Annotated in this window: 27 protein-coding genes and 1 tRNA gene; 16 read left to right on the forward strand and 12 right to left on the reverse strand. The window is 67.1% G+C overall.

Going from position 1 to position 25672, the window contains the following annotated elements; translation table 11 throughout:
- Positions 1–108: 108 nt before the first annotated feature.
- The 4 genes from JWS14_RS30805 to JWS14_RS30820 all read left to right on the forward strand — a co-directional run bounded on the left by JWS14_RS30805 (position 109) and on the right by JWS14_RS30820 (position 3234).
- Positions 109–792 carry an MspA family porin gene (locus JWS14_RS30805; RefSeq protein WP_095861230.1) on the forward strand — a complete coding sequence of 228 codons (684 nt, stop codon included), beginning with the start codon at positions 109–111 and terminating at the stop codon, positions 790–792.
- Positions 793–864: 72 nt separating this feature from the next.
- Complete coding sequence (locus JWS14_RS30810; RefSeq protein ID WP_095861231.1) at positions 865–1548, forward strand: MspA family porin; 684 nt, start codon at positions 865–867, stop codon at positions 1546–1548.
- Positions 1549–1794: 246 nt separating this feature from the next.
- Positions 1795–2478, forward strand: coding sequence for an MspA family porin (locus tag JWS14_RS30815; RefSeq protein WP_095861230.1), 684 nt, complete (start codon positions 1795–1797; stop codon positions 2476–2478).
- Positions 2479–2550: 72 nt separating this feature from the next.
- A complete protein-coding gene (locus tag JWS14_RS30820; protein ID WP_095861229.1) occupies positions 2551–3234 on the forward strand; it encodes an MspA family porin in 684 nt (227 codons plus the stop codon).
- Positions 3235–3302: 68 nt separating this feature from the next.
- Here the strand turns inward: JWS14_RS30820 and mscL are convergent, their stop codons facing one another.
- From mscL to JWS14_RS30840, 4 genes are all read right to left on the reverse strand, one after another.
- Positions 3303–3770, reverse strand: a complete 468-nt coding sequence (mscL, locus tag JWS14_RS30825) for a large conductance mechanosensitive channel protein MscL (RefSeq protein WP_072941183.1) — start codon at positions 3768–3770, stop codon at positions 3303–3305.
- Positions 3771–3853: 83 nt separating this feature from the next.
- Complete coding sequence (locus JWS14_RS30830) at positions 3854–4567, reverse strand: SAF domain-containing protein (protein WP_095861228.1); 714 nt, start codon at positions 4565–4567, stop codon at positions 3854–3856.
- A 97-nt stretch (positions 4568–4664) separates the two neighbouring features.
- Positions 4665–4973, reverse strand: a complete 309-nt coding sequence (locus JWS14_RS30835; RefSeq protein ID WP_072941177.1) for an FmdB family zinc ribbon protein — start codon at positions 4971–4973, stop codon at positions 4665–4667.
- Between the two features lie 80 nt (positions 4974–5053).
- The gene (locus JWS14_RS30840) at positions 5054–5653 is read right to left on the reverse strand and encodes a 5-formyltetrahydrofolate cyclo-ligase (protein WP_072941174.1); all 600 of its coding nucleotides are present in this window, start codon (positions 5651–5653) and stop codon (positions 5054–5056) included.
- 105 nt (positions 5654–5758) lie between these two features.
- Between JWS14_RS30840 and JWS14_RS30845 the strand changes: the two genes are divergently transcribed.
- The 8 genes from JWS14_RS30845 to JWS14_RS30880 all read left to right on the forward strand — a co-directional run bounded on the left by JWS14_RS30845 (position 5759) and on the right by JWS14_RS30880 (position 12831).
- Positions 5759–6679: a UTP--glucose-1-phosphate uridylyltransferase gene (locus JWS14_RS30845; protein WP_072941172.1), complete on the forward strand. Its 921-nt coding sequence runs from the start codon at positions 5759–5761 to the stop codon at positions 6677–6679.
- 19 nt (positions 6680–6698) lie between these two features.
- Positions 6699–7958: a molybdotransferase-like divisome protein Glp gene (gene glp, locus JWS14_RS30850; RefSeq protein WP_095861227.1), complete on the forward strand. Its 1260-nt coding sequence runs from the start codon at positions 6699–6701 to the stop codon at positions 7956–7958.
- A gap of 45 nt (positions 7959–8003) precedes the next feature.
- A complete protein-coding gene (locus tag JWS14_RS30855) occupies positions 8004–8639 on the forward strand; it encodes a GNAT family N-acetyltransferase (protein ID WP_015889441.1) in 636 nt (211 codons plus the stop codon).
- A gap of 321 nt (positions 8640–8960) precedes the next feature.
- Entirely contained in the window at positions 8961–9701 is a 741-nt protein-coding gene (gene sepX / locus JWS14_RS30860) for a divisome protein SepX/GlpR (RefSeq protein ID WP_095861226.1), read from the forward strand.
- Positions 9702–9798: 97 nt separating this feature from the next.
- A tRNA-Ala gene (locus tag JWS14_RS30865) sits at positions 9799–9874 on the forward strand.
- Positions 9875–10730: 856 nt separating this feature from the next.
- Complete coding sequence (locus JWS14_RS50270) at positions 10731–11315, forward strand: hypothetical protein (protein ID WP_241031520.1); 585 nt, start codon at positions 10731–10733, stop codon at positions 11313–11315.
- A gap of 2 nt (positions 11316–11317) precedes the next feature.
- Entirely contained in the window at positions 11318–11818 is a 501-nt protein-coding gene (locus JWS14_RS30875; protein ID WP_095861224.1) for an ImmA/IrrE family metallo-endopeptidase, read from the forward strand.
- A complete protein-coding gene (locus tag JWS14_RS30880) occupies positions 11818–12831 on the forward strand; it encodes a hypothetical protein (protein WP_095861223.1) in 1014 nt (337 codons plus the stop codon). The genes JWS14_RS30875 and JWS14_RS30880 overlap by 1 nt, the downstream gene beginning before the upstream one ends.
- A 22-nt stretch (positions 12832–12853) precedes the next feature.
- Here the strand turns inward: JWS14_RS30880 and JWS14_RS30885 are convergent, their stop codons facing one another.
- Both JWS14_RS30885 and JWS14_RS30890 read right to left on the reverse strand, forming a co-directional pair.
- On the reverse strand, positions 12854–14272 hold the full coding sequence (locus JWS14_RS30885; RefSeq protein ID WP_072941161.1) for a glucose-6-phosphate dehydrogenase: 1419 nt from the start codon (positions 14270–14272) through the stop codon (positions 12854–12856).
- A gap of 132 nt (positions 14273–14404) precedes the next feature.
- On the reverse strand, positions 14405–14821 hold the full coding sequence (locus JWS14_RS30890) for a helix-turn-helix domain-containing protein (protein WP_005238699.1): 417 nt from the start codon (positions 14819–14821) through the stop codon (positions 14405–14407).
- Between the two features lie 643 nt (positions 14822–15464).
- Here JWS14_RS30890 and JWS14_RS30895 point away from each other — a divergent pair.
- Positions 15465–15608 carry a hypothetical protein gene (locus JWS14_RS30895; protein WP_005561362.1) on the forward strand — a complete coding sequence of 48 codons (144 nt, stop codon included), beginning with the start codon at positions 15465–15467 and terminating at the stop codon, positions 15606–15608.
- Positions 15609–15748: 140 nt separating this feature from the next.
- Complete coding sequence (locus JWS14_RS30900) at positions 15749–16588, forward strand: SDR family oxidoreductase (protein WP_072941158.1); 840 nt, start codon at positions 15749–15751, stop codon at positions 16586–16588.
- Positions 16589–16591: 3 nt separating this feature from the next.
- Here JWS14_RS30900 and JWS14_RS30905 read toward each other — a convergent pair whose 3' ends face one another.
- Positions 16592–18607, reverse strand: a complete 2016-nt coding sequence (locus tag JWS14_RS30905) for an ABC transporter ATP-binding protein (protein ID WP_095861222.1) — start codon at positions 18605–18607, stop codon at positions 16592–16594.
- Positions 18608–18657: 50 nt separating this feature from the next.
- On the reverse strand, positions 18658–19287 hold the full coding sequence (locus tag JWS14_RS30910) for a hypothetical protein (RefSeq protein ID WP_072941153.1): 630 nt from the start codon (positions 19285–19287) through the stop codon (positions 18658–18660).
- A gap of 221 nt (positions 19288–19508) precedes the next feature.
- Between JWS14_RS30910 and JWS14_RS30915 the strand changes: the two genes are divergently transcribed.
- Positions 19509–19808, forward strand: a complete 300-nt coding sequence (locus tag JWS14_RS30915; RefSeq protein WP_095861221.1) for a hypothetical protein — start codon at positions 19509–19511, stop codon at positions 19806–19808.
- 7 nt (positions 19809–19815) lie between these two features.
- Here JWS14_RS30915 and JWS14_RS30920 read toward each other — a convergent pair whose 3' ends face one another.
- Genes JWS14_RS30920 through JWS14_RS30935 form a run of 4 tightly spaced genes read right to left on the reverse strand, consistent with a single transcriptional unit; the run spans position 19816 to position 25179 of the window.
- Positions 19816–21255 (reverse strand): HAD-IB family hydrolase, encoded by a 1440-nt coding sequence (locus JWS14_RS30920; RefSeq protein ID WP_072941150.1) that lies wholly within the window; start codon positions 21253–21255, stop codon positions 19816–19818.
- A 4-nt stretch (positions 21256–21259) separates the two neighbouring features.
- Positions 21260–23518, reverse strand: a complete 2259-nt coding sequence (locus tag JWS14_RS30925) for a glycerol-3-phosphate 1-O-acyltransferase (protein WP_095861220.1) — start codon at positions 23516–23518, stop codon at positions 21260–21262.
- Positions 23519–23531: 13 nt separating this feature from the next.
- Entirely contained in the window at positions 23532–24986 is a 1455-nt protein-coding gene (locus JWS14_RS30930) for a wax ester/triacylglycerol synthase domain-containing protein (RefSeq protein ID WP_095861219.1), read from the reverse strand.
- Between the two features lie 31 nt (positions 24987–25017).
- Positions 25018–25179 carry a hypothetical protein gene (locus tag JWS14_RS30935; RefSeq protein WP_206015044.1) on the reverse strand — a complete coding sequence of 54 codons (162 nt, stop codon included), beginning with the start codon at positions 25177–25179 and terminating at the stop codon, positions 25018–25020.
- On the opposite strand from JWS14_RS30935, the gene JWS14_RS30940 reads away from it, so the two are divergent.
- Positions 25178–25672 carry a DUF2505 domain-containing protein gene (locus JWS14_RS30940; RefSeq protein ID WP_072941141.1) on the forward strand — a complete coding sequence of 165 codons (495 nt, stop codon included), beginning with the start codon at positions 25178–25180 and terminating at the stop codon, positions 25670–25672. The genes JWS14_RS30935 and JWS14_RS30940 overlap by 2 nt on opposite strands.

Genomic DNA, 25672 nt, shown 5'->3' on the forward strand with positions numbered 1-25672 from the left:
CGCTGCGGACACCTTTGCTCCGAATACTGCGCTGGGCCCGAAATGGACCACTCCTCAGCTTCGATCGTCGGGGCTGGGAACCTGCACGAATCCTGATGAGGGGAACGAATGAGCGAGAACCGCAAGTCCGGCCTGCGCCGTGGCGCCCGTATTGCAGGCCTGGGTGCTGCTGCGGCTGTTGCACTCGGTTTGATGTCTACTGGTGCGGCGAGCGCGGATACTTTCATCCCGCTGCCCGATGGTTCGAAGGCCGGCCCGAATGTGACGGTGACGCGTACCGCGGAGAGCGCTCTGTCGTCGCCGTCGTTGGCTGCCAATGGCGCCGGTCGTGTGGCGTGGGTGTCGGGAACTGTGACTGCTGATGTCAAGGGCATCAAGGAGGTCACCGAGGTTCCGGACGCGAATGCCACGACGAACAATGCGGGTACCTACAACGGTACGAATGCGTCGACGACGCATGGTGTTTCGCGGGTGTCGACCGGGTACATCGTGGGTTGCCAGGTGGACATCACCGGTCTGTCGGCGAGCCCGTCGTTCTCTGCGGATCTGTCTTCGTTGACGCCGAGCCTCGGGCTGTCGGTTCCGTTGAACTCGGGTGAGGTCAAGTACGTGCCGATCGCGGCGAAGGACATCAAGAAGGACGGCGTGTACGCGCTGCAGTACCAGGATGCGGAGCTGCAGGTTCAGAAGTGCGGTGGATTCGCGCAGGCTCGGTCGTACTCGGTCGTGGAGATCGTGGGTAACGACTACTCGAAGACCGTTCTGTACGGTGCGCCGTTCAGCATCGGCTGATTTCGGTCTCTTTCGCAGTTCTTCCCACCCACTTTCTCGCGTGTGCGAGGTTTCTATCCCTGAGAGGGAACAATGATCATCAACCGTAAGAACGGTGTGCGTCTGGCGGCAGTCGGTGCCGCTGCTGCCGCGACCATGGGCTTCTTCTCCGTCGGTGCGGCGAATGCCGATACGTTCATTCCGCTGCCCGGTGGTTCGATCACGCAGACGTTGGCTGACGGCACCGTGGTGACGGTGAACCTGACGGACGAGAGTGCGAACATTTCGCCGTCGATGGGTTCGACGCCGTTGCACCGCAACGTCTGGGTCAACGGCAAGGCCGCAGTCACGCTGGACGGTGCCGGCGCCAAGGGTGCCACCATCACCCCCGGTTACATCCTCGCCTGCCAGGTCGACTTCGGCGCCAAGGGTGACGCCGGCGCCAGCAGCAAGATGACCATCGATGACGAGAGCGGCAACCTTGTGTCCGGCCCGTTGGCCGGCAAGAGCAACGGTGCCATCACCCTGGGCCCCGGCCAGGCCAAGAACGTCACCATTCTCGACCTCGAGAAGAAGGACGCCTACGGCGGAGAGTCGCACTCCGGCGGCAACAAGTTCACGGGTAAGACCGGTTCGGTCACCTGGGCCGACTCGACCCTCGGCGTGAGCGGCTGCGCCGGCTACGCCCAGGCGCGCAGCTACGTCAAGGTCGCGGTCAGCACCGACAACGTGAGCAGCAACGTCACCCTGTGGGGACAGCCTTTCAGCATCGGCTGATTGCCTTCTCCATAAACAAGTAGGAAATACCCCGGAATCGGGGCGCGGGAATACCCGCGCCCCGATTTTTGGCGTTCAAGATGCGCTATTACACGCAAATAACGCTCCTTTATGTACGGTAACGCTTACGTAAATGCGCCCTTCTGGATATTACGTTTCGGACTCGAATGCTCTAACTTTGGACCGTCACTAGGTGGTTGGGCTTTCTCCGAAGGTCGGAGCAGCTACGCCTGATGAGGGGAACGAATGAGCGAGAACCGCAAGTCCGGCCTGCGCCGTGGCGCCCGTATTGCAGGCCTGGGTGCTGCTGCGGCTGTTGCACTCGGTTTGATGTCTACTGGTGCGGCGAGCGCGGATACTTTCATCCCGCTGCCCGATGGTTCGAAGGCCGGCCCGAATGTGACGGTGACGCGTACCGCGGAGAGCGCTCTGTCGTCGCCGTCGTTGGCTGCCAATGGCGCCGGTCGTGTGGCGTGGGTGTCGGGAACTGTGACTGCTGATGTCAAGGGCATCAAGGAGGTCACCGAGGTTCCGGACGCGAATGCCACGACGAACAATGCGGGTACCTACAACGGTACGAATGCGTCGACGACGCATGGTGTTTCGCGGGTGTCGACCGGGTACATCGTGGGTTGCCAGGTGGACATCACCGGTCTGTCGGCGAGCCCGTCGTTCTCTGCGGATCTGTCTTCGTTGACGCCGAGCCTCGGGCTGTCGGTTCCGTTGAACTCGGGTGAGGTCAAGTACGTGCCGATCGCGGCGAAGGACATCAAGAAGGACGGCGTGTACGCGCTGCAGTACCAGGATGCGGAGCTGCAGGTTCAGAAGTGCGGTGGATTCGCGCAGGCTCGGTCGTACTCGGTCGTGGAGATCGTGGGTAACGACTACTCGAAGACCGTTCTGTACGGTGCGCCGTTCAGCATCGGCTGATTTCGGTCTCTTTCGCAGTTCTTCCCACCCACTTTCTCGCGTGTGCGAGGTTTCTATCCCTGAGAGGGAACAATGATCATCAACCGTAAGAACGGTGTGCGTCTGGCGGCAGTCGGTGCCGCTGCTGCCGCGACCATGGGCTTCTTCTCCGTCGGTGCGGCGAATGCCGATACGTTCATTCCGCTGCCCGGTGGTTCGATCACGCAGACGTTGGCTGACGGCACCGTGGTGACGGTGAACCTGACGGACGAGAGTGCGAACATTTCGCCGTCGATGGGTTCGACGCCGTTGCACCGCAACGTCTGGGTCAACGGCAAGGCCGCAGTTCACCTGGAAGGCGCCGGAGCGACCGGTGCGGACATCCAGCCCGGCTACGTGCTTGCGTGCCAGGTCGACTTCGGTGCAGAAGCCGGCGCGGGCGTCGACTCGGGGAACCTCGCGGACCTCGTGACCGGGGCCGCCACGTCCATTCCCGTTACGCCCAGCGGCAGTGGTGCCGTAACCCTCGGCCCCGGTGAGGCGGTCAGCGTCGACATCCTCGACCTCGAGGCGGCCGACGCCTACGGCGGAGAGTCGCACTCGGCATACAACAGCTTCGAGGGTACCGACGGCTCGGTCACCTGGGCCGAATCGACCCTCGGCGTGAGCGGCTGCGCCGGCTACGCGCAGGCGCGGTCGTACGTGAACGTGTCCGTGGAGACGGACAACGTGAGCAGCACCGTCACGCTGTGGGGACAGCCCTTCAGCATCGGCTGATATTCGTTCCACCCATGACTCCGGGCCCGTGCAAGCACCTGCTGCACGGGCCCGGAGTCGTCGAAACGCTATTCGCGGGTCTGCTCGAGCTTCGCAGCCTTCTCCGCGGGCATGGCGTGCGCTCCGTCGGAACTCGTTGCCGCCCCGTCGGTTTGGAGGCTCGCTTCGAGGATGTCGCGGATCTGGATCAGCAGGTCGGCCTCGCTTGCCTTCTTGTCTGCGGGTTCGGTGATGAAACGCTTCTTCGCGGCGTTGGCCGGGACAATGAGAATGAAGTACACGACCGCGGCGATGATCACGAAGTTGATCACGGCCGTGATGACGGCACCGATGTTGATGAAGGTGGCCGGGTTGTCGGCGAGGATCTGATAGCCCCAGCCCAGGTCGTTGGCGCCGCCCGCAACGGCGATCAACGGATTGATCACGTTGTTGGTGAACGATGTGACGATGGCGGTGAACGCGGCTCCGACTACGACCGCGACGGCGAGGTCGAGGACGTTTCCCCGGAGCAGGAAGTCCTTGAATCCCTTGAGCATGTCGACGTCTCCTCGAGTGGGTGGCAAGTCATCCAGCACTGTCTCCCGGAAAAGCCTAGATCAGCGCGGCGCCGCGTGGCGGGTCACTGAAAGGTCACGGTGATCGCGTTCGTGAGGGATGCCGCGGCCACCGTGGTGGCGTCGGAGGCCGGAAGCGCCAGCATCACCACTCGTTCGCGCTGGTCACGCCCGTTCTCGGACGGTGTCACCAGCACGACGACGGCGCGGGACGCCAGGACGGTGGCGCCGGACCGCCGGTCCGGATCCGATGGTGTGCCGGGATCGACCGTGAGCACGTCGACGCGATCACCCTCACGCAGGAGTTCCGTGACGGCCGGGTCGGCGAGCCGGACGGGAACGATCCGCGCGTCGTCGATCCCGGCTGCGGCAGCGGCCAGACGCGGTCCCAGTACCCGGACGTCGGTGAGGGCTTCACCGGCGCGGGTCGGTCCGGCGAGGGTGCGTCCGTCGACATCGGCAACGGCGGTGACGGCTCCGTCGGGCAGGCTCCCGGCCTCGAACTCGACCAGTTCCACGTCGGCGTCCGTGAGGACGACACCGGGTGGCAGATCCCGTGCCGCCACCACGACCGCGGAGCGGGCGGAGCCGGGGTCCCCGCGGGCGAGAAGGGCCAGCGCGAGGCAGACGAGTGCGGCGGCAAGGACGCGCCTGGCGGCGAGGGTGCGGGCCCAACCTGGATGAGCGAGATCCGACAGCCGGTCGGCCCACGACGGGCTCAGGCTTCGGTGTGCGCGGTTCGACCGGTTGTGGCCGGTCTGGGCAGGGTCGAACGACATGGTTCGACGCTAGGAGACCGGCAGGCCCGTAGGTACGCCGAACGGGCCCGCCTGTGGATGGACGAGAAGTTGTGGATAACCCGCGGACGCGCGAGAACTAGCTGGCAGCAGCCTTGGCCGGTGCGGCGGTCGCGGTGCTCGACGAGCTGGACGAGGCCTTCGACGAACTGTCCGACTTGGCAGCGGGAGCGGAATCGGTCTTGGCCGGCTCGCTGGCCGCTCCGGACGTGCCACGGCTGTCGGTGCGGTAGAAACCGCTGCCCTTGAAGACGATGCCGACGGAGTTGAACAGCTTGCGAAGCTTGCCCGAGCATGCGGGGCAGACGGTCAGGGAGTTATCGCTGAACGACTGGACGATGTCGAAACGGTTGTCGCATTCCGTGCACGCATATGAATAAGTGGGCACTGGGTTCCTCCGCACTGTGTAGTCAAACCGCAGGTTTTAGCACTCTACAGTCGACAGTGCCAACAACGCTAATCAGGGAACTATTCCGGAGCGCACGTTCCCCCTTGTCCACCGAGCGCGACGAGGCCCGAGCCGGGGGTGAGAGCCCATCCCATACGTACGTCGTGAGGATCCTCCGGCAGTTCGGACACCAGTTCCTCGTCGCGGACCACCGTGATCAGCCGCGCGCCGGGGGCGGCGAGCCCGAGGGTCCGGTCGTAGAAGCCCGCGCCGCGGCCGAGTCGCACGCCCCGTCGATCGACGGCCAGGGCGGGAACGAAAATGGTGTCGGCCGAACGGATCTCGCTGGGTTCCTGCACCGGTCCGGTGGGTTCGCGCAGGCCGTAACTCGCGGCGGCGAGACCGTCCGCGCCCGTGAACTCGGACCAGTGGAGCGGGCCGGGACCGCGGGTGACCGGCACGAGGACGCGCCCGGCGACCCGCCTGAGGGCTTCGAGAAAGTCCAGTGACCCGGGCTCGAGCGCGGTGGGGACGTAGGCGCAGACGGTCGATCCGCCGGTGACTTCACGTGTGACGAGCGCGACAATTGCCTGGTCCTCGGCGGTGCGGCGTTCCGGGGTCAGCGCACGCCGCCCGGTGAGCACCAGGCGCCGCCACTCGTCCTTCGTTCGTGCGTGCATGCCCCAACCTTAGAGCCGGCCCGGCAGCGTCTCCGGCGGGTTCCGGGAGGTAGCTGACAGGATCTTGGTGACTGACTGGTAGGTCCGCACAGTTAAGGTGTGGGCATGACAGACGCCGCCCCGCACACCGCCAGCGCCTTTCGCACGGCTGTCGTGCCCGCAGCGGGAATGGGGACGCGATTCCTTCCCGCGACCAAGACCGTGCCGAAAGAGCTGCTCCCGGTCGTGGATACCCCGGGTATCGAACTCGTGGCCGGAGAAGCCGCCGATTCGGGTGCCGGCCGGCTCGTGATCGTCACGTCGCCCGGTAAGGACGGGGTGGTCGCCCACTTCGTCGAGGACCTCGTCCTCGAGAGCAAGCTAAAGGCCAGCGGCAAGTACCACCTGCTCGAAAAGGTGCGCAAGGCTCCCGGCTTGCTCGAGGTGGAGTCCGTCGTCCAGGACCAGCCCCTCGGCCTCGGCCACGCGGTCGGCTGCGCGGAGTCGGTCCTCGACGACGACGAGGACGCCATCGCGGTGCTTCTCCCGGACGACCTCGTGATGCCGCGCGGCGTGCTCGAGACGATGTCCCGGGTCCGCCGCAAGCGCGGCGGCACCGTGCTCTGCGCCATCGACGTCCCCAAGGACCAGGTGAGCGCGTACGGCGTCTTCGAGGTCGAGACGGTGCCCGACGCCGTCAACCCCGACGTCCTCAAGGTCACCGGCATGGTCGAGAAGCCGGCCATCGAGGACGCCCCGTCCACGTTCGCGGCCGCAGGTCGCTACCTCCTCGACCGCGCGATCTTCGACGCGCTGCGGCGAATCGAACCCGGCGCCGGTGGCGAGCTCCAGCTCACCGACGCCATCGCCCTCCTCATCAAGGAAGGCCACCCCGTTCACGTCGTCGTGCACCGGGGCACGAGACACGATCTCGGAAATCCCGGCGGCTACCTCCGCGCTGCGGTTGACTTTGCGTTGGACATGGAAGAGTACGGCCCGTCGTTGCGCGAATGGTTGATCGACCGATTGAAGCGGACGGAATCCTAGAAGCTCGGGAGGCAAGAACTTGCGGTCGGTCGAGGAGCAACAGACGATCGTGACCGCGGCCGCGGTGGCGCCGCGGCCGGTCCGTGTGGCGATCTCCGAAGCCCAGGGGCTGCTGTGTGCCGAAGAAGTGGTCACCGAGCGGCCGCTTCCCGGGTTCGACCAGGCCGCGATCGACGGTTACGCCGTCCGTAGCGTCGACGTTCAGGCTGCCGGAACCGACATCCGGGACGACGACGGTGCTCCCGTGGAACTGTCCCTTCCCGTGGTCGGGGAGGTCACGGCGGGTTCGCGGCAGCCGATCCGGCTGCAGCCCCGTCAGGCGGTCAAGGTCGACACGGGCGCCCCGCTCCCGACGCTCGCCGACGCCGTCCTCCCGCTCGACCGCACCGACGGCGGCCGCGCCCGCGTCAAGATCTACAAACCGGTCCGCTCCGGCGACTACGTGCGCCGCGCCGGCGACGACGTGCAGCCCGGCGACGTCGCCGTCCGGGCAGGCACCATCATCGGCGCCGCCCAGGTGGGGTTGCTGGCCGCGGTGGGACGCGACAAGGTGCTCGTGCATCCCCGGCCCCGGCTGTCCGTCATCTCGGTCGGTGGCGAACTCGTCGACGTCGACCGGACCCCGGGGCCCGGTCAGGTCTACGACGTCAACTCCTACGCGCTGGCCGCCGCCGCCCGCGACGCAGGCGCCGACGTGAACCGGGTCGGTATCGCGAACGCCGACGCGCGTCGTCTGCGCGAGGTGGTCGAGGGTCAGCTGATCCGGTCCGAGATCGTCGTCATCGCGGGTGCGGTCGGCGGTGGCGCGTCCGAGGACGTGCGGGACGCACTCGCCGATCTCGGCAACCTCGAGGTCGACCGGGTCGCGATGCACCCGGGATCGGTCCAGGGTTTCGGCCAGCTCGGCCGGGACGAGGTTCCGACGTTCCTGCTCCCGTCCAATCCGGTGAGCGCCCTGGTGGTGTTCGAGGTGATGGTGCGCCCGCTGATCCGCATTGCACTGGGTCGCAGGCAGCCGATGCGCCGCATCGTCACCGCCCGCACCGTCGCGCCCATCACGTCCATCGAGAACCGCAAGGGCTTTCTCCGCGGTCAGCTCATGCGCGACGAGGCCACGGGGGAGTACCTCGTCCAAGCTCTCGGCGGGGCGCCGGGCGCGTCCTCACACTTGCTCGCCACCCTGGCCGAGGCCAACTGCCTCGTCCTCATCGAACCCGAGATCACCGAGGTGCGGACGGGTGACCAGGTGGACGTGGCGTTCCTGGCGCAGCGTGGCTGATGACACGGTGTGAGACGGCATGACACAGCATCGGTGTGAGACGGGATGACGCAGCATCCGGGTTGGCCGCCGCATCTCGGGCCTCTGCGGGTGAAGGGTGGCGTCGTCACAGTGCGCGCCATCAGGTTGCGTGATGCGGCCGCGTGGAGCCGTCTGCGCACCCGCGACCGCGCGCACCTCGAACCATGGGAGCCGACGGGGGAGGCGCCCTGGGAAGCGCGCCATCATATTTCGGGATGGCCGGGGCTGTGCAGCAGTCTGCGTTCGGAGGCGCGGAAGGGCCGGATGCTGCCGATGGCCATCGAACTCGACGGCAATTTCTGCGGCCAGATCACGATCGGCAACGTGGTGCGGGGTGCTCTGCGCTCCGCGTGGATCGGTTATTGGGTGGCCAGCGACGTCAACGGGCTCGGCGTGGCCACGGGCGCGCTCGCACTGGGGCTCGATCATGCCTTCGGCCCCGTGGGTCTGCACCGCGTGGAGGCCACCGTGCGCCCGGAGAACCTGGCGAGCCAGGCGGTGCTCCGCAACGTCGGCTTCCGCGAGGAAGGTCTGCTCGCGCGCTATCTGGACGTCGACGGGCAGTGGCGTGACCACATTCTGGTCGGCATGACCGTCGAGGACGTGCCCGGCACTGTCGCGGACTCGCTCGTGCGGAGTGGCAAAGCCACCTGGGCGTGACCGCCGACGCCGTCAGCGCGTGACCGGCAAATCCACCCTTGTTTGCCCGCCGAATCGGACATGGACAAACGTCCAGCTATGCGGCAGTTACTTCACGGTATCAAAAGCTCCCCGGCCGGGACTCCGCTTTCGGCGAGTCTTTGCCCGATCGTTTCCTTCGCCCGCTCGGCGCATGTCGAGCACCACATTTTCGCGTTACGCATGTGACACCTGAGTATGGTGGGATCGGCGCGTCTGCGAAGATGTGCGTGTTCATGCGGTTAGCCTGGATGGGTCAACAGCGGTATCCATGCTGGTAGACGATTGGGAGGAGGTCGCCGAATGCCGAACTCGTTTCTCTGGATCGGGCTCGTCGTCGTGTGGCTCTTCGTCCTGGTCCCGATGCTGGTGAACAACCGCCCCCGGATTCGGCAAACCAGTGACGCAGCACTCGCGACGCGCGTGCTGCACCGCGGCGACGAACGTCCCGTGCAGCGTGGACCCGCGGCAGGGCACCGCAGCGACCCGTACTGGCAACCGGAACCGGACCACTACGGCTACGACGCGGAGGACCTTGTGGACACTCACGCAGAGGAAGACGATTTCGACGGTGAGCGGGCACCGGTCGGTGAGTACGTGCCGGTGCGCCGCGGGCGTGGCGGCTTCGATCCCGAGGCCGACGCGATCGCGCGCGAGGCCCGCTACGGGTTCAGGCAGCGATCGCTTCTCGGGCTGGTGTTCGCGACGATCATGTCGGCGGCGCTCGGGCTGATCATCTCGCCGCTGATGTGGTGGGCGTTCGCGGCGGGCGTGGCCGGTCTCGTCGCCTACATGGCGTACCTGCGCCGGCAGGTCCAGATCGAGCAGGAGATCCGCCGTCGCCGAACCGCGCGTCTCAATCGCTCGCGGCTGGGCGTCGAATCCCGGAGCGACGACGAACTCCGGCTCATCCCCGCCCGGTTGCGGCGTCCGGGGGCCGTCGTCCTCGAGGTGGACGACGAGGACCCCGAATTCGATCATCTCGAGCACTTCGACGACGAGCCGATGCAGCAGGCGACCATGCGCCGGGCCGCCGGTGAGTAGCCCTCCGATCCGGGCCGAAAGCCACGTCGGTGCAGGCGATTCGCTCCTTCCGCGGGTTGCCTGCTAGAGTTTGCCGAGCGGATCGCAGGATCCGCGCGGGGCTGTGGCGCAGTTGGTAGCGCGCTTCGTTCGCATCGAAGAGGTCAGGGGTTCGATTCCCCTCAGCTCCACCACAGAAGAGGCACTCACTCCGTCCGGAGAGAGTGCCTCTTCTGCGTTCCGGCCCAGGTGAGTGCCGTCGTCCGGTGTGCGGGACCGCGACTCTCCGAACCACAATTTGCCAAAAGGTAACTGAATGCTGTGTACTGTCCGTAGGTCATCAAGGGGTCGATCGCACGGGGTGGAAATACATGCAGGCAATGCGCAAGATCTCGAAGTTCCTGGAGCCGGCGACGGTGGTCGCGACCATCACCGCGACGATGTTGCTGGTGAACGTTCTGTGAACTCCGGCCGGCCAATCGACATCGCGACGGCCCCGACCGATCCGCACCGCCAGGCGGTAACGCCGAGCCCGTAGGGGTTCTCCGAAGCTGCTCGAGTCCCACCTGGCTCGGGCATCGCTGGTGGTGCCGGTTCCCCGACACCGGCACCACCAGCACCTCCGCTCGATTCGCTCGTTACCATGACAGCGGCGACGTCGCCGTGAACGTGGTGTCGTGAATACGAGGGGGGTGCATGGTGAGCGCGCGTCGTGTCTTTCGAAGGCTGGCCGTGGTCGGGCTGGCTGTGGCCTTCTTGTCCGGGCTCGCCTGGATCACTGTTTCGGCGTTCCCGTCCGACGCCGTCGCCGGCCCTCAGTACCACGAATGCGACGGCGGCCGCTGCGAAGGCGGTTCCGCCGGGTCTCCCGGCGGTGGCAAGCCCAGAGATCCCGACCCACCGTGCGAGAGCCGGCGCGGATGCGGTGGCGGAGAGCCCAGCGAGACACGGGAACCCAGTCACACGGCCGAGCCGACCAAGACGGCGGAGCCGTCCGGGACCCAGGAACCGTCCGGGACCACGGAGCCGTCCGGGACCACGGAACCCACCGTGTCCGCTGAGCCCACCGGGACGTCGACTCCCTCGACGTCACGTGTCGTCGTCGTTCCGCCCAACCCCATCGTGTTGCCACCCGTCGCGGAACCGAAGGTCGTGCGCCCGGACGCGTCCGGAGGCGACGATTCCGGAGACGTGGGATCCGGCGACGCGGGTTCCGACGCTGCGGCCGCCCCGGCCCCCGGGAGTCCTGCCGGTGCGCCACCGGCGTCCGGGGGAGCACCGGCAGGAGGTTCCGGGTCCGGTCCCGGCGCCGCCGCGGCAGGCCCGGGTGTGAGCGGTTCCACGGATTCCGCGCCCCAGGACCGGCCCGCCGGGGAAACCCCGGGCAGCGACGCACAGTCGCCCGGCGCACAGGCGCCCGACGACGGCGATCCGGATGCCGCGCCGCCGGGAATGGTGCCGGTGGTCCACAGTGAGCCGTTGCCTGCGATCACCGTTCTCGGTGGGGTCGGCGTGCTGCTGTGCTGCGCAGGCGGAGCGGGTGCGCTGACCTTCAAGGGCGCTCGCGCACAACAGGCGCGCATCGCGGCCGCGCGGGCGGAATTCTTCCCGCCCGCTTCGAATGGAGGGGTGTAGTCGTGGGGGCGAACAGATCTCATCGTCGGGTGGCGGCGGCCGTGGACGCGGTGTGTGACGCCGCGGCCCGAGCCGAGGCAGTGACGCTTCGGCACGTGGTGGACGCGGTGGCCCGCGAACGGCAGCGTGCCATCGAACTCGATTTCACGAAGCCGATGGCACCCGGGGTCTGCGGCCAGCGGCGCGCGTACCCGGACCGGGACGTGATCGTGCTGGCGCCGGGTCTGCCGGACCTCGACCGCACGCTCGCGCACGAGTTGGGTCACATCGTGTTTCGACACGAAGGAGCGGAGATCGTGGCCGCGACCCTCGAAGCCGGCGACGATCTGATCGCCTACATGCTCAGCCAGCGGTCGCGGCGGCGGGGAGACGAACAGCCGTCCGACGAGGTGGCCGAGTGGGAGGCCGAGACGTTCGCGTCGATGCTGCTCATCCGTTTGAAGACGATGCAGGGGCGCGGTACTCCCGTGTCCGTGCTCCGGTACGACGAGGCGATCGGCTGATGGGCTGGCTGGTTGCGCTGGTCGTCTGGACGGCGGCGGGTGCCCGGATCGGCCGAGTCGCCGCGCGTCAGCCGACGCCTTTGCGGGTGGCGATGGTGGTGGCCGTGTCCAGTGCGGCAATCGCGTCGACGCTGGCCGTCCCGGACGTCGCAGGTCGCCTCGACACCGTGGCCCCGGCGCCCGGGCTGTCGCAGATCGTCCTCGAACTGGCATGGACGCTGTTCGCCGCCGCGAGCGCGGTCGGCGCGGTCTCCGTGTGGCCGATACTCCCGCGTGCGGCGTTGCGCGCCGTGGCCGTCGTCGTCTACACGGTCGCCGTCGTGGTCGGAATCGGGCTTGCCGGTGGATATCCCGTCCCCGCGCTGGTGTTCATCGTGATCGCGCTGACCGCGGTGGTCGTGACCGGGGTCCGGCACGTCGCGTGGACCCCGCTCGGCCGGGGAATCTCGCTGATCGTCGTCGGATCCGCGACGGTCCTGGCGGCGGCCGGCGTGGGACTGGTGCGCGAGGTGTCCGGGCAGACGTGGACCGTCGGCTCCTCGCCGGCGTACACCGTCGCGGCCGTGATCGTGTCGGTCGGCACCGTGTGGGTGCTCGTCGAAACCTGGCTGCGCGCACGGCAGGACCTGCGCCGCATGGACACTCTGCATTCGGTGCTCGTCACCAGGTTCCCCGAAGTGGTGGAGGGCGACGGCAAGGGCAGCACGGCCGTTCTCCGCGCCTCCGACGCGGTCGCCCACGTCATGGACGCGCTGTACCTGCAGGCGGGTGCGGGCATGCTCGACACGGACGAACAGGACCTTCCGGAATCGACGGCCGAGCGCGCCAGGATTCTCGCGCGCTGGATCGACGACCCGGTCGCCTCGGACGTCCTCGACACCGAATGGATCGCGCTGCCCCAGGGTATGTCGCCGCGCCGATGGGTGCTCGAACTCGCGGACGCGTACACCGAGTTCGGCACGTCGGCCCCGGCTCCCGCGCAGGCGGATACCGCCGACTCGGCTGCGGACTAGCCGGAGCGACCGGTGATACCGGTCAGTCCGGCGATCCGGTGACGAGCCATCCGCAGGGTGCGGCGAGGTCCTCGGCCTCGGGCGGGCCCATGGATCCGGCGGGATACGGCTTGGCTGGGGGAGGGTCCCGCAGAAGCGCGTCGGCGACGGTCCAGACGTGGGCCAGGCCGTCGGGGCGCGTGAACAGCGACCGGTCGCCGTGCAGGACGTCGAGGATGAGCCGCGAATAGGGTGCCAGGGCGTGGCCGAGCGGCACCGTATCGAGGGGCAGCCCCAGGTGGCCCACCGACAGGCTGTCGTCGGGCCCGGGTTCCTTGACGACCATCGAGATGTCGATCTCGCCGTCGCCCTTCAGATCGAAGGTGAGGACTGCGCCGTCCGGCGGAATGTCGGTGAGCGGGCCCTGGGGACTGCGGAAGACCAGGCTCACCCGTTGCTTGCTGACGCCCAGCATCTTTCCGGTGCGGAGGAGGAACGGCACCCCGTGCCAGCGGTCCGTATCGACCCACAACCGGGCGGCGACGAACGTCTCCGTCGTCGAATCGTCCGCGACACCGTCGACGTCGCGGTACCCCTCGTACTGGCCGAGCACCACGTCGGCGGTATCGAGGGGACGGAACGCCCCGATCACGGATTCCCGTGCGGATTGGAGATCGTCGGCGCCCAACGTCTCCGGCGGTTCCATCGCGATCTCGGCGGCGACCTGGAACAGGTGCGTCACGAGCATGTCCAGGACGGCGCCGGTGGCGTCGTAGAACCGGGCGCGGTCGTCGATGTCGAGTGTCTCGGGCACGTCGATCTGAATCTGCTCGACGTGTTCCCGGTTCCAGACGCCCTCGATCATCCCGTTGGCGAAGCGCAGGATGTGCAGGTTCTGGGTGCTCTCCTTGCCGAGGAAGTGGTCGATCCGATAGATCTGCTTCTCGTCGAGGACGTGGTGCACGGCTTCGTCGAGTTCGGTGAACGCCTCCTGGGAAGTCCCGAACGGCTTCTCGTACACGACGCGTGCGCCGCGGGCCAGATCGTGGGCGCCGAGCGCACGGGTGGTCTCGGCGAATGTGCTCGGTGGCAGCGCCAGGTAGTGGACCAACTGCGCATCTGCCGCGCCGAGGTCCTGCCGCGCCTGCTGCACGGCCGCGGGGAGCGTTCCCGGGTTGTCGGGGGTGAAGCCGCCGCCGGCGAATCTCAGCCGCCGGGAGAACGGTTCCCAGTCGGCGTCGTCGTGCGGCACTCCGAACTGGTTCACGACGTCGCGCACGTGGTCGCGGAACTGATCGTCGGAGACGTTGCCCCGCCCGGTGCCGATCAGCATCCACTCGGAGTTCAGGAGTCCGGACAGGGCGAGCTGGAAGAACGCGGGGAGGACCATGCGTTTGGACAGGTCTCCGGTGGCACCGAAGAGGACGAAGATCGTGGGACCGAGCTGCGGTCTGTCAACCATTGCTCCATCATGCGCCACGAAGACACGCCGGGCAGGACAATCCGGTGGTGTCGTAAGGCCGGCGTTGCGAGTCCTACGCGGATCTCCGGAACAATCTCCGTCGAACTCGTTGCCGTCCAATGACTCTCGTGATCAGCGGGACGCGTCCGGCGGAACCTCCGGCAATCCCTCGCTGGCGCGGAGTTTCTCGGCCATCGTGGTGAGCAGATTCTGCGACTCTTCGGAAAGGTCGAACGCGCGGCTGGAGAGCTTGCGGAGTCCGTATCCCTGGAGTTGCGAGAGAAGCTCGAGATCGTGGTCGATCTTCGCGGCGTAGATGTCGTTGAAGAAGTAGTCGGGCTTCACCTTGAAAAAGCGGGCGAATGCCGCGACCGTCTCGTCGGAGGGATTGGTGCGCTGTCCCGATCGGAGCTGAGAGATGTAGGGCTTCGAGATCTGATGTCCGTCTGCGATCAGCGCCGCAGCGACCTCAGCGTTGGTATGCGGTTTACGTCCCGGAGGGTGGACCGTGTCGAAAAGCTTGTTCAACCGCGCAGCAAAATCTGCCATTGTGAGCCGCCGGGTCCTCTCTCGTGCGCGCGTCAGTCGTGTGAACGACACCGTACCACGATGATAACCGATTGATAACTCACGGACATAGAGGCAAAACGCCGTTCGCTCGAGCATGGCTTATCTCATATATGTTTCAATCACCGGGCGCCGCCCGCTCGGGAATCCTCGGCCTTTCGGGCGCCCTCTGTGCTCGTCACGCACGGTCTACCGTTGAAAGTTCAAGGGGGGCGCCGGTGCGGTCGACGATGTGCTCGCATCGGAATCCGCGGCCGAGGGTGTGGCCGCATGGTTGCCGTTTCAATCACTGAGAGTTTGCTGGCAACGTCGCAGGGGTGTGCACCGCGAGGTCGACGTGGCTATCGTCCCTGTTCAGGGCCAATGTGTTGCGTTGCGCATCGCAACGTCGAGAGGTCGCTCGCGGCCCGCGGGGCTTGGTGAACACTACTGTGAAGCAGAGCCTTCTGCACGGGCGGCGGGCCGCGCGCCGCCGTTTCGTTCCACGGCCGCTGCGGGTCGGGTGCCCGTCCGCCTCGGCGAGCTGGACGATTGTCCAGCTCAGGTGGGGTTCTGTAGCGGCGGCGGACCTCCGAGTCTGGTCAAAACCGAAGCCGTCAGGGATGATTGTGATATGGAACACAGAATGAGTGACGCCGAGCTTCGGAAGGCGATTCGAGTTCTGCGCGAGCGCGCCGACGACGCCCGGCACCGAGGAAACGACGACGATGCCAACGGGATCGAGAGGACGATTCGTACTTATCAGGAAGAAATGACCCAGCGGTTGTGAACCGTCACGAACCGGCCCGGCGAGGGCCGGTTCGCGTCATTTCCGGGCAAATGTGCCGCCGCAGTTGCGTGCGCGCAATCAGATTGCGTGCGTAGACTTCCAGCCGACACGGATCGGTGACGACGGGGGCGCACACGGCTATGGCGATCAAGACGCTGGACGGCAAGAAGTGCCTGATCACGGGTGCAGGTAGCGGAATCGGGCAGGCAACAGCCCTGGCGGCCGCGGCCGAGGGCGCCGAACTGTTCCTCACCGACATCAACGAGGTCGGCCTGGCGCAGACGGTCGAGCAAGTCGGCAGCGGTGGGGGCACCGTCAGTTTCTCGCGTGCGCTCGACGTGTCCGATTACGACGTGGTTGCCGCATTCGCCGCCGATGTCCACGAACAGTTCGGCAGCCTCGACGTCGTGATGAATGTCGCAGGCATCTCTGCGTGGGGGACGGTCGAGAATCTCGAACACCGTCACTGGAAGTCCATGGTGGACGTCAATCTGATGGGCCCGATCCACATCATCGAGAGTTTCGTGCCCCCGATGGTGCGGGCGGGACGCGGCGGTCACCTGGTCAACGTCTCTTCCGCCGCCGGACTCCTGGCGCTCCCGTGGCATGCGGCTTACAGCGCAAGCAAATTCGGTCTCCGCGGAGTGTCCGAGGTCCTGCGGTTCGACCTCAAACGGCACGGGATCGGCGTGAGCCTCGTGGTTCCCGGCGCGGTCAAGACGCCGCTGGTGGGCACCGTCGAGATCGCAGGCGTCGACCGCGACGATCCGCGCATCCAGAAGGCGATCCACCGCTTCGAGAAGCGCGCTGTCACGCCCGAAAAGGTGGCGTCCTGCATCATCGCCGGCATCAAGAAGGACCGGTACCTGGTGTACACGTCGCCGGACATCCGGTTCGGCTACTGGTGGGCCCGCAAGTTCTCGCCGCCGTACGACTTCGTGATGCAACGGGCGAACGACCAGTTCAGCAAGTTCCTGTAACGGCTAGGCCTCGCCGGCCCGGAGTACGGTGCCGTCGGTGAACCGGACGCCGTCGGTGCACCGGCACTCGACCTGCCCGGCCCCGAACTGCTCGGCGTGGAGGCGCGCGTACAACCCGTGTCGCGCAAGGAGTTCGGTGTGCGTGCCGCGTTCGACGAGTGTTCCCTCATCGATCACGAAGATCACGTCGGCGTGCTGAATTGTGGACAGCCGGTGGGCGATCGCGAGCGTGGTGCGTCCGCGCATCACCTCGCCGAGGGCACGCTGGACGAGTCGCTCGGAGACCGTGTCGAGCGCGGACGTCGCCTCGTCGAGGATCAGTACGCGGGGATTCTTCAGCAGCACCCTGGCGATGGCCAGGCGTTGCTTCTCGCCGCCGGACAGGCGGAATCCTCTTTCGCCGACCAGGGTGTCGTAGCCGTCGTCGAATCCGAGGATGCGGTCGTGGATGTTGGCGGCCGCGGCAGCCGCCTGCAATTCGGAATCCGTCGCGTCCGGCTTGGCGTACCGAAGGTTGTCGGCGATCGAGGCGTGGAACAGATACGGGTCCTGGGTCACCATTCCGACCGCGTCGGCGAGTGAACTCATGGTCAGGTCGCGCACGTCGTGGCCGTCGACCCGGACGGCGCCGCTGTCCACCTCGTAGAGGCGCGGCACGAGGTAACAGAGCGTGGTCTTGCCTGCGCCGGACGGTCCGACGAATGCCGCGAGTTGACCGGGTTCGATCTCCAGCGACGTGCCCGCGACCGCCCAGCGCCTGCTGCGACGTTCCGCCGGTGCGGCTTCGGGTGCCGCCGAGGCCGGGAGTCGCGGCGCGACGGTCGCGACGCCGCGCATGCCGCCCCCACCGCCGCGGCCCAGGCTGCGCAGAGCCACCGGGTCGGGATCCGCGGTGGCCAGGCGGACGGGCGCGGGATACGCGAAGTACACGTCGTCCAGTTCCACCCGCCCGGGTGAGTCCGCGGGCAGTTCGACGGCGTCCGGCCGGTTCACGATCGCGGGTTGCAGGTCGAGGTACTCGAAGATGCGGCGGAACAACGCCATCGACGTCTGGACGTCGAGGGTGACCCGCATCAGCGAAACCAGCGGTTGCAGCAATCTGGCCTGCAGCGTCGAGAACGCGACGAGCGTGCCCGCGGAGAGGGCCGCGGAACCGCCGCTGACGAGATACCCGGCCAGCAGGTACACCAGAGCGGGCGTGATCGCCATGAACGAGCTCACGACGGCGAAGAAGCCCTGCCCCGTCATGGCTTGGCGCACCTGAAGTTCCGTCTGCCGGGCGTTCTCGGTCCGATACCGGTCCAGTTCGGTGTCGGCCTGGTTGAACACCTTCGTCAGCAGCACACCCGACACGCTCAGTGCTTCCTCGGTGATCGCGGTCATGTCCGACAACGACTCCTGCGTCTTGCGCGCCAGAACCCGCCGCCGGGCGCCGACCCGCCGCTGCAGATAGACGAAACCGGGCAGCAACGCGACCGCGAGCAGCGTCAGCTGCCACGACAGCAGCAGCATCGCGACGAGCGACGCCGTGACGGTGACGACGTTCGAGAGGATGCTCGACGCCGTGGACGTGAGGACCGACCGCACGCCTCCGACGTCGTTGGCCAGACGCGATTGGATCGAGCCGGTCTTGGTGGAGGTGAAGAAGGCCAGCTCCATCTTTTCGAGATGGGCGAACAGGCGTTCCCGGAGATCCGCCATCGACAGGTTGCCGACTTTGGTGGTGAGGTAACTCTGTCCGACGCCGATCACCGAACCCGCCAGCGTCACCACGATCATGGCCACCACCAGCCACAGCAGCAGCGTCAGGTGCACGCCGCTGCCGTCGGTGGGAAACAGAGCGCGGTCGAATACGGCCTTCGTGAGGAACGGATTCACGATGCCGAGCAGCGAGGAGACGACGATCGCGGCCGCGACGAGCACCAGCCACCCGCGGTAGGGGCGCAGGAGCGCCCAAATGCGGGGGAGCAGCGAAGGCTCGGGCGCCTGCTGGGTGGATGCGGAACCGGTCGCGGACATCTCCCCATCGTGCCCACCGAGCGGAGTCCTGGCGAGCCGATTCGGTCCGGTTACGGCCGGTCACCGCGCTCGGGGATGCCGAGTTCGCCTCGCACCGCGGTGAGGAAGTCTTCCTGGGCGCTCTTGCCGGACTGAAAGTGGTCGGCGAACTGTTGCTGGCGGGTGGACAGGGCGTCCGCTGACACGACATCATCTGCCGCGAAGTCGTTGCTCAGCCAGCCGATCGTCTCGGCGCCGGCCAGATACTCGACCACCATTCGCCGTGCCGATTCCACTACCGCCCCGGATCCGATCAACTCCACCGCCGCGAACTTCGAGCCGAGCACGATATTTTGCCGCGGTAGCGGCCCGAGGATTTCGAGCATCACGCCCGAGAGGTCGGGGCCCTCGAAGTGGTCGAATGCCACCGACACGGAACCTGCGGTGGTGCACACCTCGTTGGCCGCGGTGAGGAACTCCGTGTAGATCTGCTGCCGCTGTGTTCGCAGGAATTCGTTCGAGGACTGGTTCACCGTCGCCTCCACCTGATTCGACGTGTTCAGCAGTGTGAACGCCCCTCCGGACACGGAACCGATCAGGGTCCCGGCGACGGCCATCGCGGCGACCAGCATGCTGAGCCGAAATTGGTGGCGCCGCACAGCCATTCGGTCGAGAGGTTCGGCGCTCTTGGTCTCGCTCATGGTTTCACTCCCATCGACGCTCCACCGGTGTACGTCGACTCTCCCGTACGGCCCGAGACCCGTCGCGCGTAGTCGACTACGCGGATTGTGAAACTTTTCGAGGGTGTCGGAGCGATATGCGTAGTAAGCGGCGATCGACGACCGCACTCGTGGCTGCACCCGCAGTCGCGAGCATCACCGTTCGCCGAAGAGTCGGGACTCGTCAAACGAAGGTGAGCACAATGAACAAGATCGCACTCCGCACGGCAATCGCTTCAGCCGTCATCGCTCCGGTGATGCTCGTCGGAGCAGGCCCGGCGACGGCATCACCGACACTCAGTACAGGAAGCGTCAGTGGCGGGATCGTCGTCAACGTGCCGGACAAGGAAAGCTGGAACTGCTTCGCGCTGGATTCGAATTTCGGACTCAAGGCCGGTGTAGGGGCAGTCGGTGGTTTCGCGAAGGGATCCAACGTGACCGTGTTCTGCTTCGGCACCACGGCGCCGTTCTTCTTCACCGGCAGTGTGAGGGCCGGAACGTAGAACTTCTTCAGCGGTGCCCGCCGTGCAGGCAGTCCTCGAACAGCGTGCGCACCTCGTCGACGTGCCGGTCGAGATCCGCGAGGTCCCAGCCGTCGGTCGACACGGGCGCGAGGACGTCGACGTCGACGGTGCCGGGGTGCGCGACGAGCGAGTTCCGCCACATCCGTTCGCCGGCGTTGTGGATGACGATCGGCACGATCGGCACTCCTGCCTGCATCGCCAGATGGAATCCGCCCTTCTTGAACTTGCCGAGACGCGGGGACGGTGAGCGGGTGCCCTCGGGGGCGATCGCGATCGAGATGCCGGACTGCAGTTTGTCCACGGCCGGGCGGAGCGCCGCCCGCGCCTTGGTGCTGTCCGACCGGTCGATGTAGGCGACGTCGAGGAGGGCACCCACGGGAATGAACCGGGGGTCGCGCGCGGCCTCCTTCTTCGCGACGCCGGTGACGTCGCGCCGGATGACGCTGCCGATCACCAGCAGGTCGAGCGAACTCTGGTGGTTGAACATGAAGACCGCGGGCCTGGCCGACCACGCGTTCTCCTTGCCCTTGATACGAACGTTGATGCCGCAGATCGTGAGGGCGAGATCCGGTCCGAAGCTGCCGACCAGGTTGGCTCCGGTCTGCCGGTTCTGGGTGAGCAGGCCCGCGGAGACGCCGAACGCCGCGGCGCCCATCAGCGCGCCGATCGCGGTGGTGGTGCGGGCGATGGACATCGGGTCGGCACCGCTCTCGGGAGGTCGCAGATTCACCGACGGCCAACCGTTCTGCCGCGCGGTGGCCGCCAGTTTGCGGTCGGGATTCAGCGCCACGGGATGTCCCACCGACTTCAGCATCGGAACATCCTCCGCGCCGTTGGAGTACGCGAAGCTGTCACCCAGATCGGCGCCGTGCTTGTCGGCGTACTCGCGCAGTGCCTCGGCCTTGGCCGGCCCCCACAGCGGCGCCGAGTCGAGCTTTCCGGTGAGCATCCCGTCCAGGATCGCGGGCCGGGTGCACAGCACGTCCTCGGGTTCGATGTCGAGGTCGGCGGCCACCGACAGCGCCTGATACGGGGTGGCGGACGTGGCCATCACCACCCGGTGGCCGGCGTGCCGGTGCGCGGCGAGCAGGCCGCGGACCTCCGAGAAGATCATCCTCGCGATCTCCTGCCGGAACAGCCGCTGCCCCCACTCCTGCATCTCGTCCTCCATGCGCCCGGCCAGGCTCTGCACGCCGATGCGCATCAGGTTGCCGACATCGGCGCCTCGGAATCGGGTCTCCACCGCGGCGTTCGTGGTGCGGAGAAGCTCGGCGACGCTGATATCGAAGCGCCGCAGGCGGTCCCGGTAGACGACACTTGCGGAGTACCCGCTGATCAACGTGCCGTCCAGGTCGAACGCCGCGAGGGTGGCCGGACCCGGAACGGCGGCCGCGATGTCGTCGTGGAGACTGCGGAGATCGCTCATCTACTCACCTACCACCCATCTGGTCCAGATTCTCGTGCGCGATGGCCCGGATGCGGAGCACCTGGTCGATCAAGGTCTGGAGTTCGGCCTCGAATTCGACCCGCCGGGCCGCCATGTTCTCGGCGTTCGGTTCGACCAGTCCCCGGTTCCGCGCCAGCTTGAGCGCGGTCGTGAAGAGTTCGGCCGAAATGGACTCGCTGCTCCCGATCTGCTGCCGGAGCCGTCGCTGCTCGGCGAGCGCGAGGCACGCCGTCATGAATGCCTTCTCGTCGAACTTCCGGTCCACGGGAGTGCGCAGCAGCTGACTCGCGACCACCGCGTACGCCTCCAGGAACGGCTGCAGAACCCGATGCGCCAGGTGAATGCGCATCCCGGACAACAGGTTCGCCGCATGTTGAGGGTCGCCCAGATTCGACTCCCACGCCGGGTCGATCAGGTCCAGTTCGGCCCGCAGTTCCTTCCGGAAGCTGTCCTTCTCGCTGAAGAAGAATTCGAACTTGAGGAGGTCGCGGATGCGGAGCGCCGCATTCCATCCGTCCTCGAGCGGGTCGGTGAACTGCTGATCGACCGCGGCGCGCAGTACCATCTCCGCGATCGCCCGCATCACCAAAAAGTGAATGGTGTTGTTGCGGTAGAACGCTGCCACGAGATGCTGATCGCGCCCGAGGTAGAACACCCGCTCGCTGCCCTGGTCGAAACTTTTCAGGACCCCGGAGTCGAGATGGGTGCGCACGGCCTTGCGGATCACCTGCGGATCCGTCAGATCCACGTCGCCCGCGGTCGGCAGCGAGCGCGCCGTGATGTAGTCGACGAGCGGCCCGAGGATGCCGCCGACCTCGGCGACGGTGAGCGCCCGGTCCTCGATGCCGAGGAACGCGAGCATGACGAGCGATGACGCCGTGACAGGGGTGACCTCGTTGATGCGGTGGCATACCTCGAACGCCGTCTTCTGCACCGCCAGCCGCAGATCGTCCTCCTGGCCGAGGTAGTCGGCCAGCGACATCGGCCTGCCGACGTTGACGTGCGCGACACCGTGCCGTTGACCCTGCGCCCGAACGTATCCGAAGAGCCAGCGCAGACTCTCCTTGCTCTTCGCCTGGCCGTGCGCCTCCGCCGCCATCGCCCCGACCTCGTACAGCTGGTCGTAGGTCAGCGACACCGGGACCAGATACACGTCGGACATCCCGCTGTCCCGGAACGCTTTCGCGAGGTAGTTGAGCAGGCCGAACCGCGGCGGCCGCAGCTTCCCCGTGCGGCTTCGCCCGCCCTCGATGTACCACTCGAGGTTGAACCGTTTCGTGAGCAGGTAACGCATGTACTCGCGGAGCGTCCACTTGTAGATCTCGTCGCCCTCGATCTTCCGGCGGATGAACACGGTGCCGCTGCGCTTGCCGATCGGTCCGATCGGCCAGAAGTTGATGTTCAGCCCGCCCATCACGTGGTTGAGCGGAAGGTCGTTCGCGAGCAGCGCCGGCCGCAGCACCAGTGGGTCCAGGTACGAGCGGTGGCTGGGCAGGAACACCAGGGAATGTTCCTTGTTCAGCTCCCGCAGGTCGTCGAGCCGGGTGGTGTCGACGTCGAGGCGATACGCGCGGGAGAAGTAGCGGCCCAACTGATCCCACAGTGCGATGGCCCGCCGGCTCTGGGCGGCGACCATCTCGTCCAGCGCGCCGCGAGCCCGGCGATCCACCTCGGCGACGGGGAGATTCAATTGGGCCGACAGTTCGTGGGTGCCGTCGTGGTACCGGCTGGCGTCGGTGATCTCGTCGACGACGAACCTCGACACCTTGTATTGCGTGCCCAGCACCGTGCGCTCGGCCCGCTCGAGGGTCAGCGCCGCCTGGCGGCGGATGAAATCCGGAAGGGATCCACCCCCGTTCTCGGCGAGCCGGCGTTCGAGGTCGCTGAGCGGGGCCGGGTCGCCCTCCAGAACCTGGCACCGCGCCGGGTCGTCGCGCATCACCCGGCGCTGCATGTTCTGACCGGGGTGCAGCGGATCGCGCAGCGACAGCGTCTCCCGCAATCGCTGCGCGCCGTCCGGATGCGTCTCCTTCGGCAGCCACACCACCCGGAGTGGGGTGAGCAGCGGATCGTCCTTCCGCCGTGCCAGATCGGCGAGGGCCTGATCGGTGACGCGGACGGTCGGTGGTGGCTGGCCGGAGTCGTTCGCCTGCCGCTCCAGCCACGTGCGGAGAACGTCGTCCTCCATCTCGCTCATCGTCTCGATGAGATAGACCCGTGGCCGTGTCGTCTGCTCGTCCATCGCGCCTTTCCTTTCACCCGCGGCCGAGTTCGACGATCTCGTCGAGACTCTCCTGCAGGCACGACATGAACCGCGCCGGTTCGGTCACGGCGGCGGTGTCGAGATTGACACCGATGCAACACGTGCCGACGTGGGAGACCAGAGTTGCCATGACCGCGCAGCCGGGAGCGGGGCCGAACGGGAACATCCGCTCGATCCGGGCGCCCGCCAGATACACGGGCACGGGCACGCCCGCGACGTTGCTGGCCTGCAGGTCGAGGCCCGTCGACTGCGAGAGGTACCAGTTGGCCAGGACCACCGTCGGGATCCGGACCAGGATCGGGGCGGCGGAATCGAGCAGACCGAGTGCCGGTTCCTGGCGCAACCCGAGAATGATCGTGCGTACCTTCTTGATCCGTGCGATCGGGTCGCGTTCACCGACCGGTCCGGCGAACCGGGCCGCCGCGAACCGGTTGCCCCCGGTCGGGTCCGACGCCGAACGCATACTCACCGGCATCCCCACCGGAATCGTCTCGAGGTCGTGGCCGAACGATTCGTGATAGCGGCGGAAACCGCCCAGCAGTGCCGCCACATACGCGTCGTTCAACGACCCGCCCGCGACGTGGGCGGCGGAGCGCAGTTCGTCGACACTCACCTCGAGCACACCGAACCAGCGTCCGAGCCCCCGGTCGCGCAGCAGGTCCGAACCCGTGGTCGGGGGAGGAGTCACCACCCGGCGGATCGAGTTCGCGTAACCGGCGACCTCCGTGACACTGCCCACCGGGTCGCCGACGATCGTCATCGCCGTCCGCACCGCGCCGCGGATCAGGCCGCCGAGACGGCTGGGGGCGCTGCGCACGTTGCCGAGTGCCTGCTCGAGCAGGGCGCCGCCGCCCGACATCTGCTCCGGCAACGGCGCAGGCCGATCCGGTTTGTCCGGCGACGGTTCGGGACGCCTGCTGTGCAGCAGCGTCATCAACTGGATGCCGCCGAGACCGTCCGTGATGCTGTGGTGCGTCTTCACGACGTAGACGGCGCGGCCGTCGTCGAGCCCCTCGATGAGCATCGCGCTCCACGGCGGCCGGGCGCGGTCGAACGGCTCCGTCGCCATGTGCCTGCACATCCGCAGCGCATGGTCGAACGTCGCGGGCTCCGGCAGCCGCACCCGCGACAGGTGATAGTCGAGATCGAACTCGGGGTCGACCGACCACATCGGGTTGCCCAGCCGCAGCGTCGGCTCCACCACCCGCATCCGGATGCGCGGCACCATGTGCGACGCCCATTCGTGGGCACGCACGAGCCGCTCCCAGTCCGGCGGTTTGTCGAGGACGTCGACCGCGACGATCGGTGAGCGCAGCTTCGGCTGCACCTCCTCCATCCGCCACATCCCGGTCTCGAAGTCGGACATCGTGCGGTCCGCTCCCCAGGCGACGTCGGAGAAGTCCACGTCGACGGCACTCGGTGGTATCAGAGGTTCGCCGTCGGCCATGCCCACCCTCATTCGGTTGCTCGAGTTGCCCTCAGCTGCTGCTTTTCCAGTGTGGACCCGCCCCGCAGATCGCGTCCCTGGTTCCGGCGGATTGCGCGGCGGACTTTCCGCCCGAGGCGCTCCGCGCCCGTGCGCGGTTGACGAGTCCCTGGACTCCTTCGCCGCTCACGGAGTTGTCGTAGGCTGCCGTCATGGCGAAAAGCTTCGACTACTCCGAACAGATCGCGTACCCGATCGACCGCGTGCACGCGACGGTGACGGACCGGGCGTTCTGGCAGCACCGGTTCGAGGAGGCGCCGGAGAAGCTCACCCTCGACGACAGCCGCGGCCCCGGCACGCTGACGGCGACGATGCGCGACACCATCGGCGCGTCCTCCCTCCCCGGGCTGGTGCGCAAGGTCGTCTCCGGTGAACTGAAGGTCGAGCGGGCCGACGAATGGGGCGCACTCGACGGCGACCACGCCGACGGCCGGATCAGCGGCAGCTCCACCGGGATCCCCGTGAAGATCGACTGCACGTCGGTGCTCCGCGCGTCGGGCGACGTCACCGTCCTCGACGTCTCCGGATCGGTGCAGGTCAAGATCCCGCTCGTCGGAGGACAGATCGAATCCCTCGTCAGGAAGCTGGTCGGCGACATGGTCGGGCAGGACCGCGACGCGATCGAGAAGTGGCTCGGCGACAGCTGA

Origin of the sequence: Rhodococcus koreensis, assembly GCF_017068375.1 — a bacterium.
Taxonomy (GTDB): domain Bacteria; phylum Actinomycetota; class Actinomycetes; order Mycobacteriales; family Mycobacteriaceae; genus Rhodococcus_F; species Rhodococcus_F koreensis.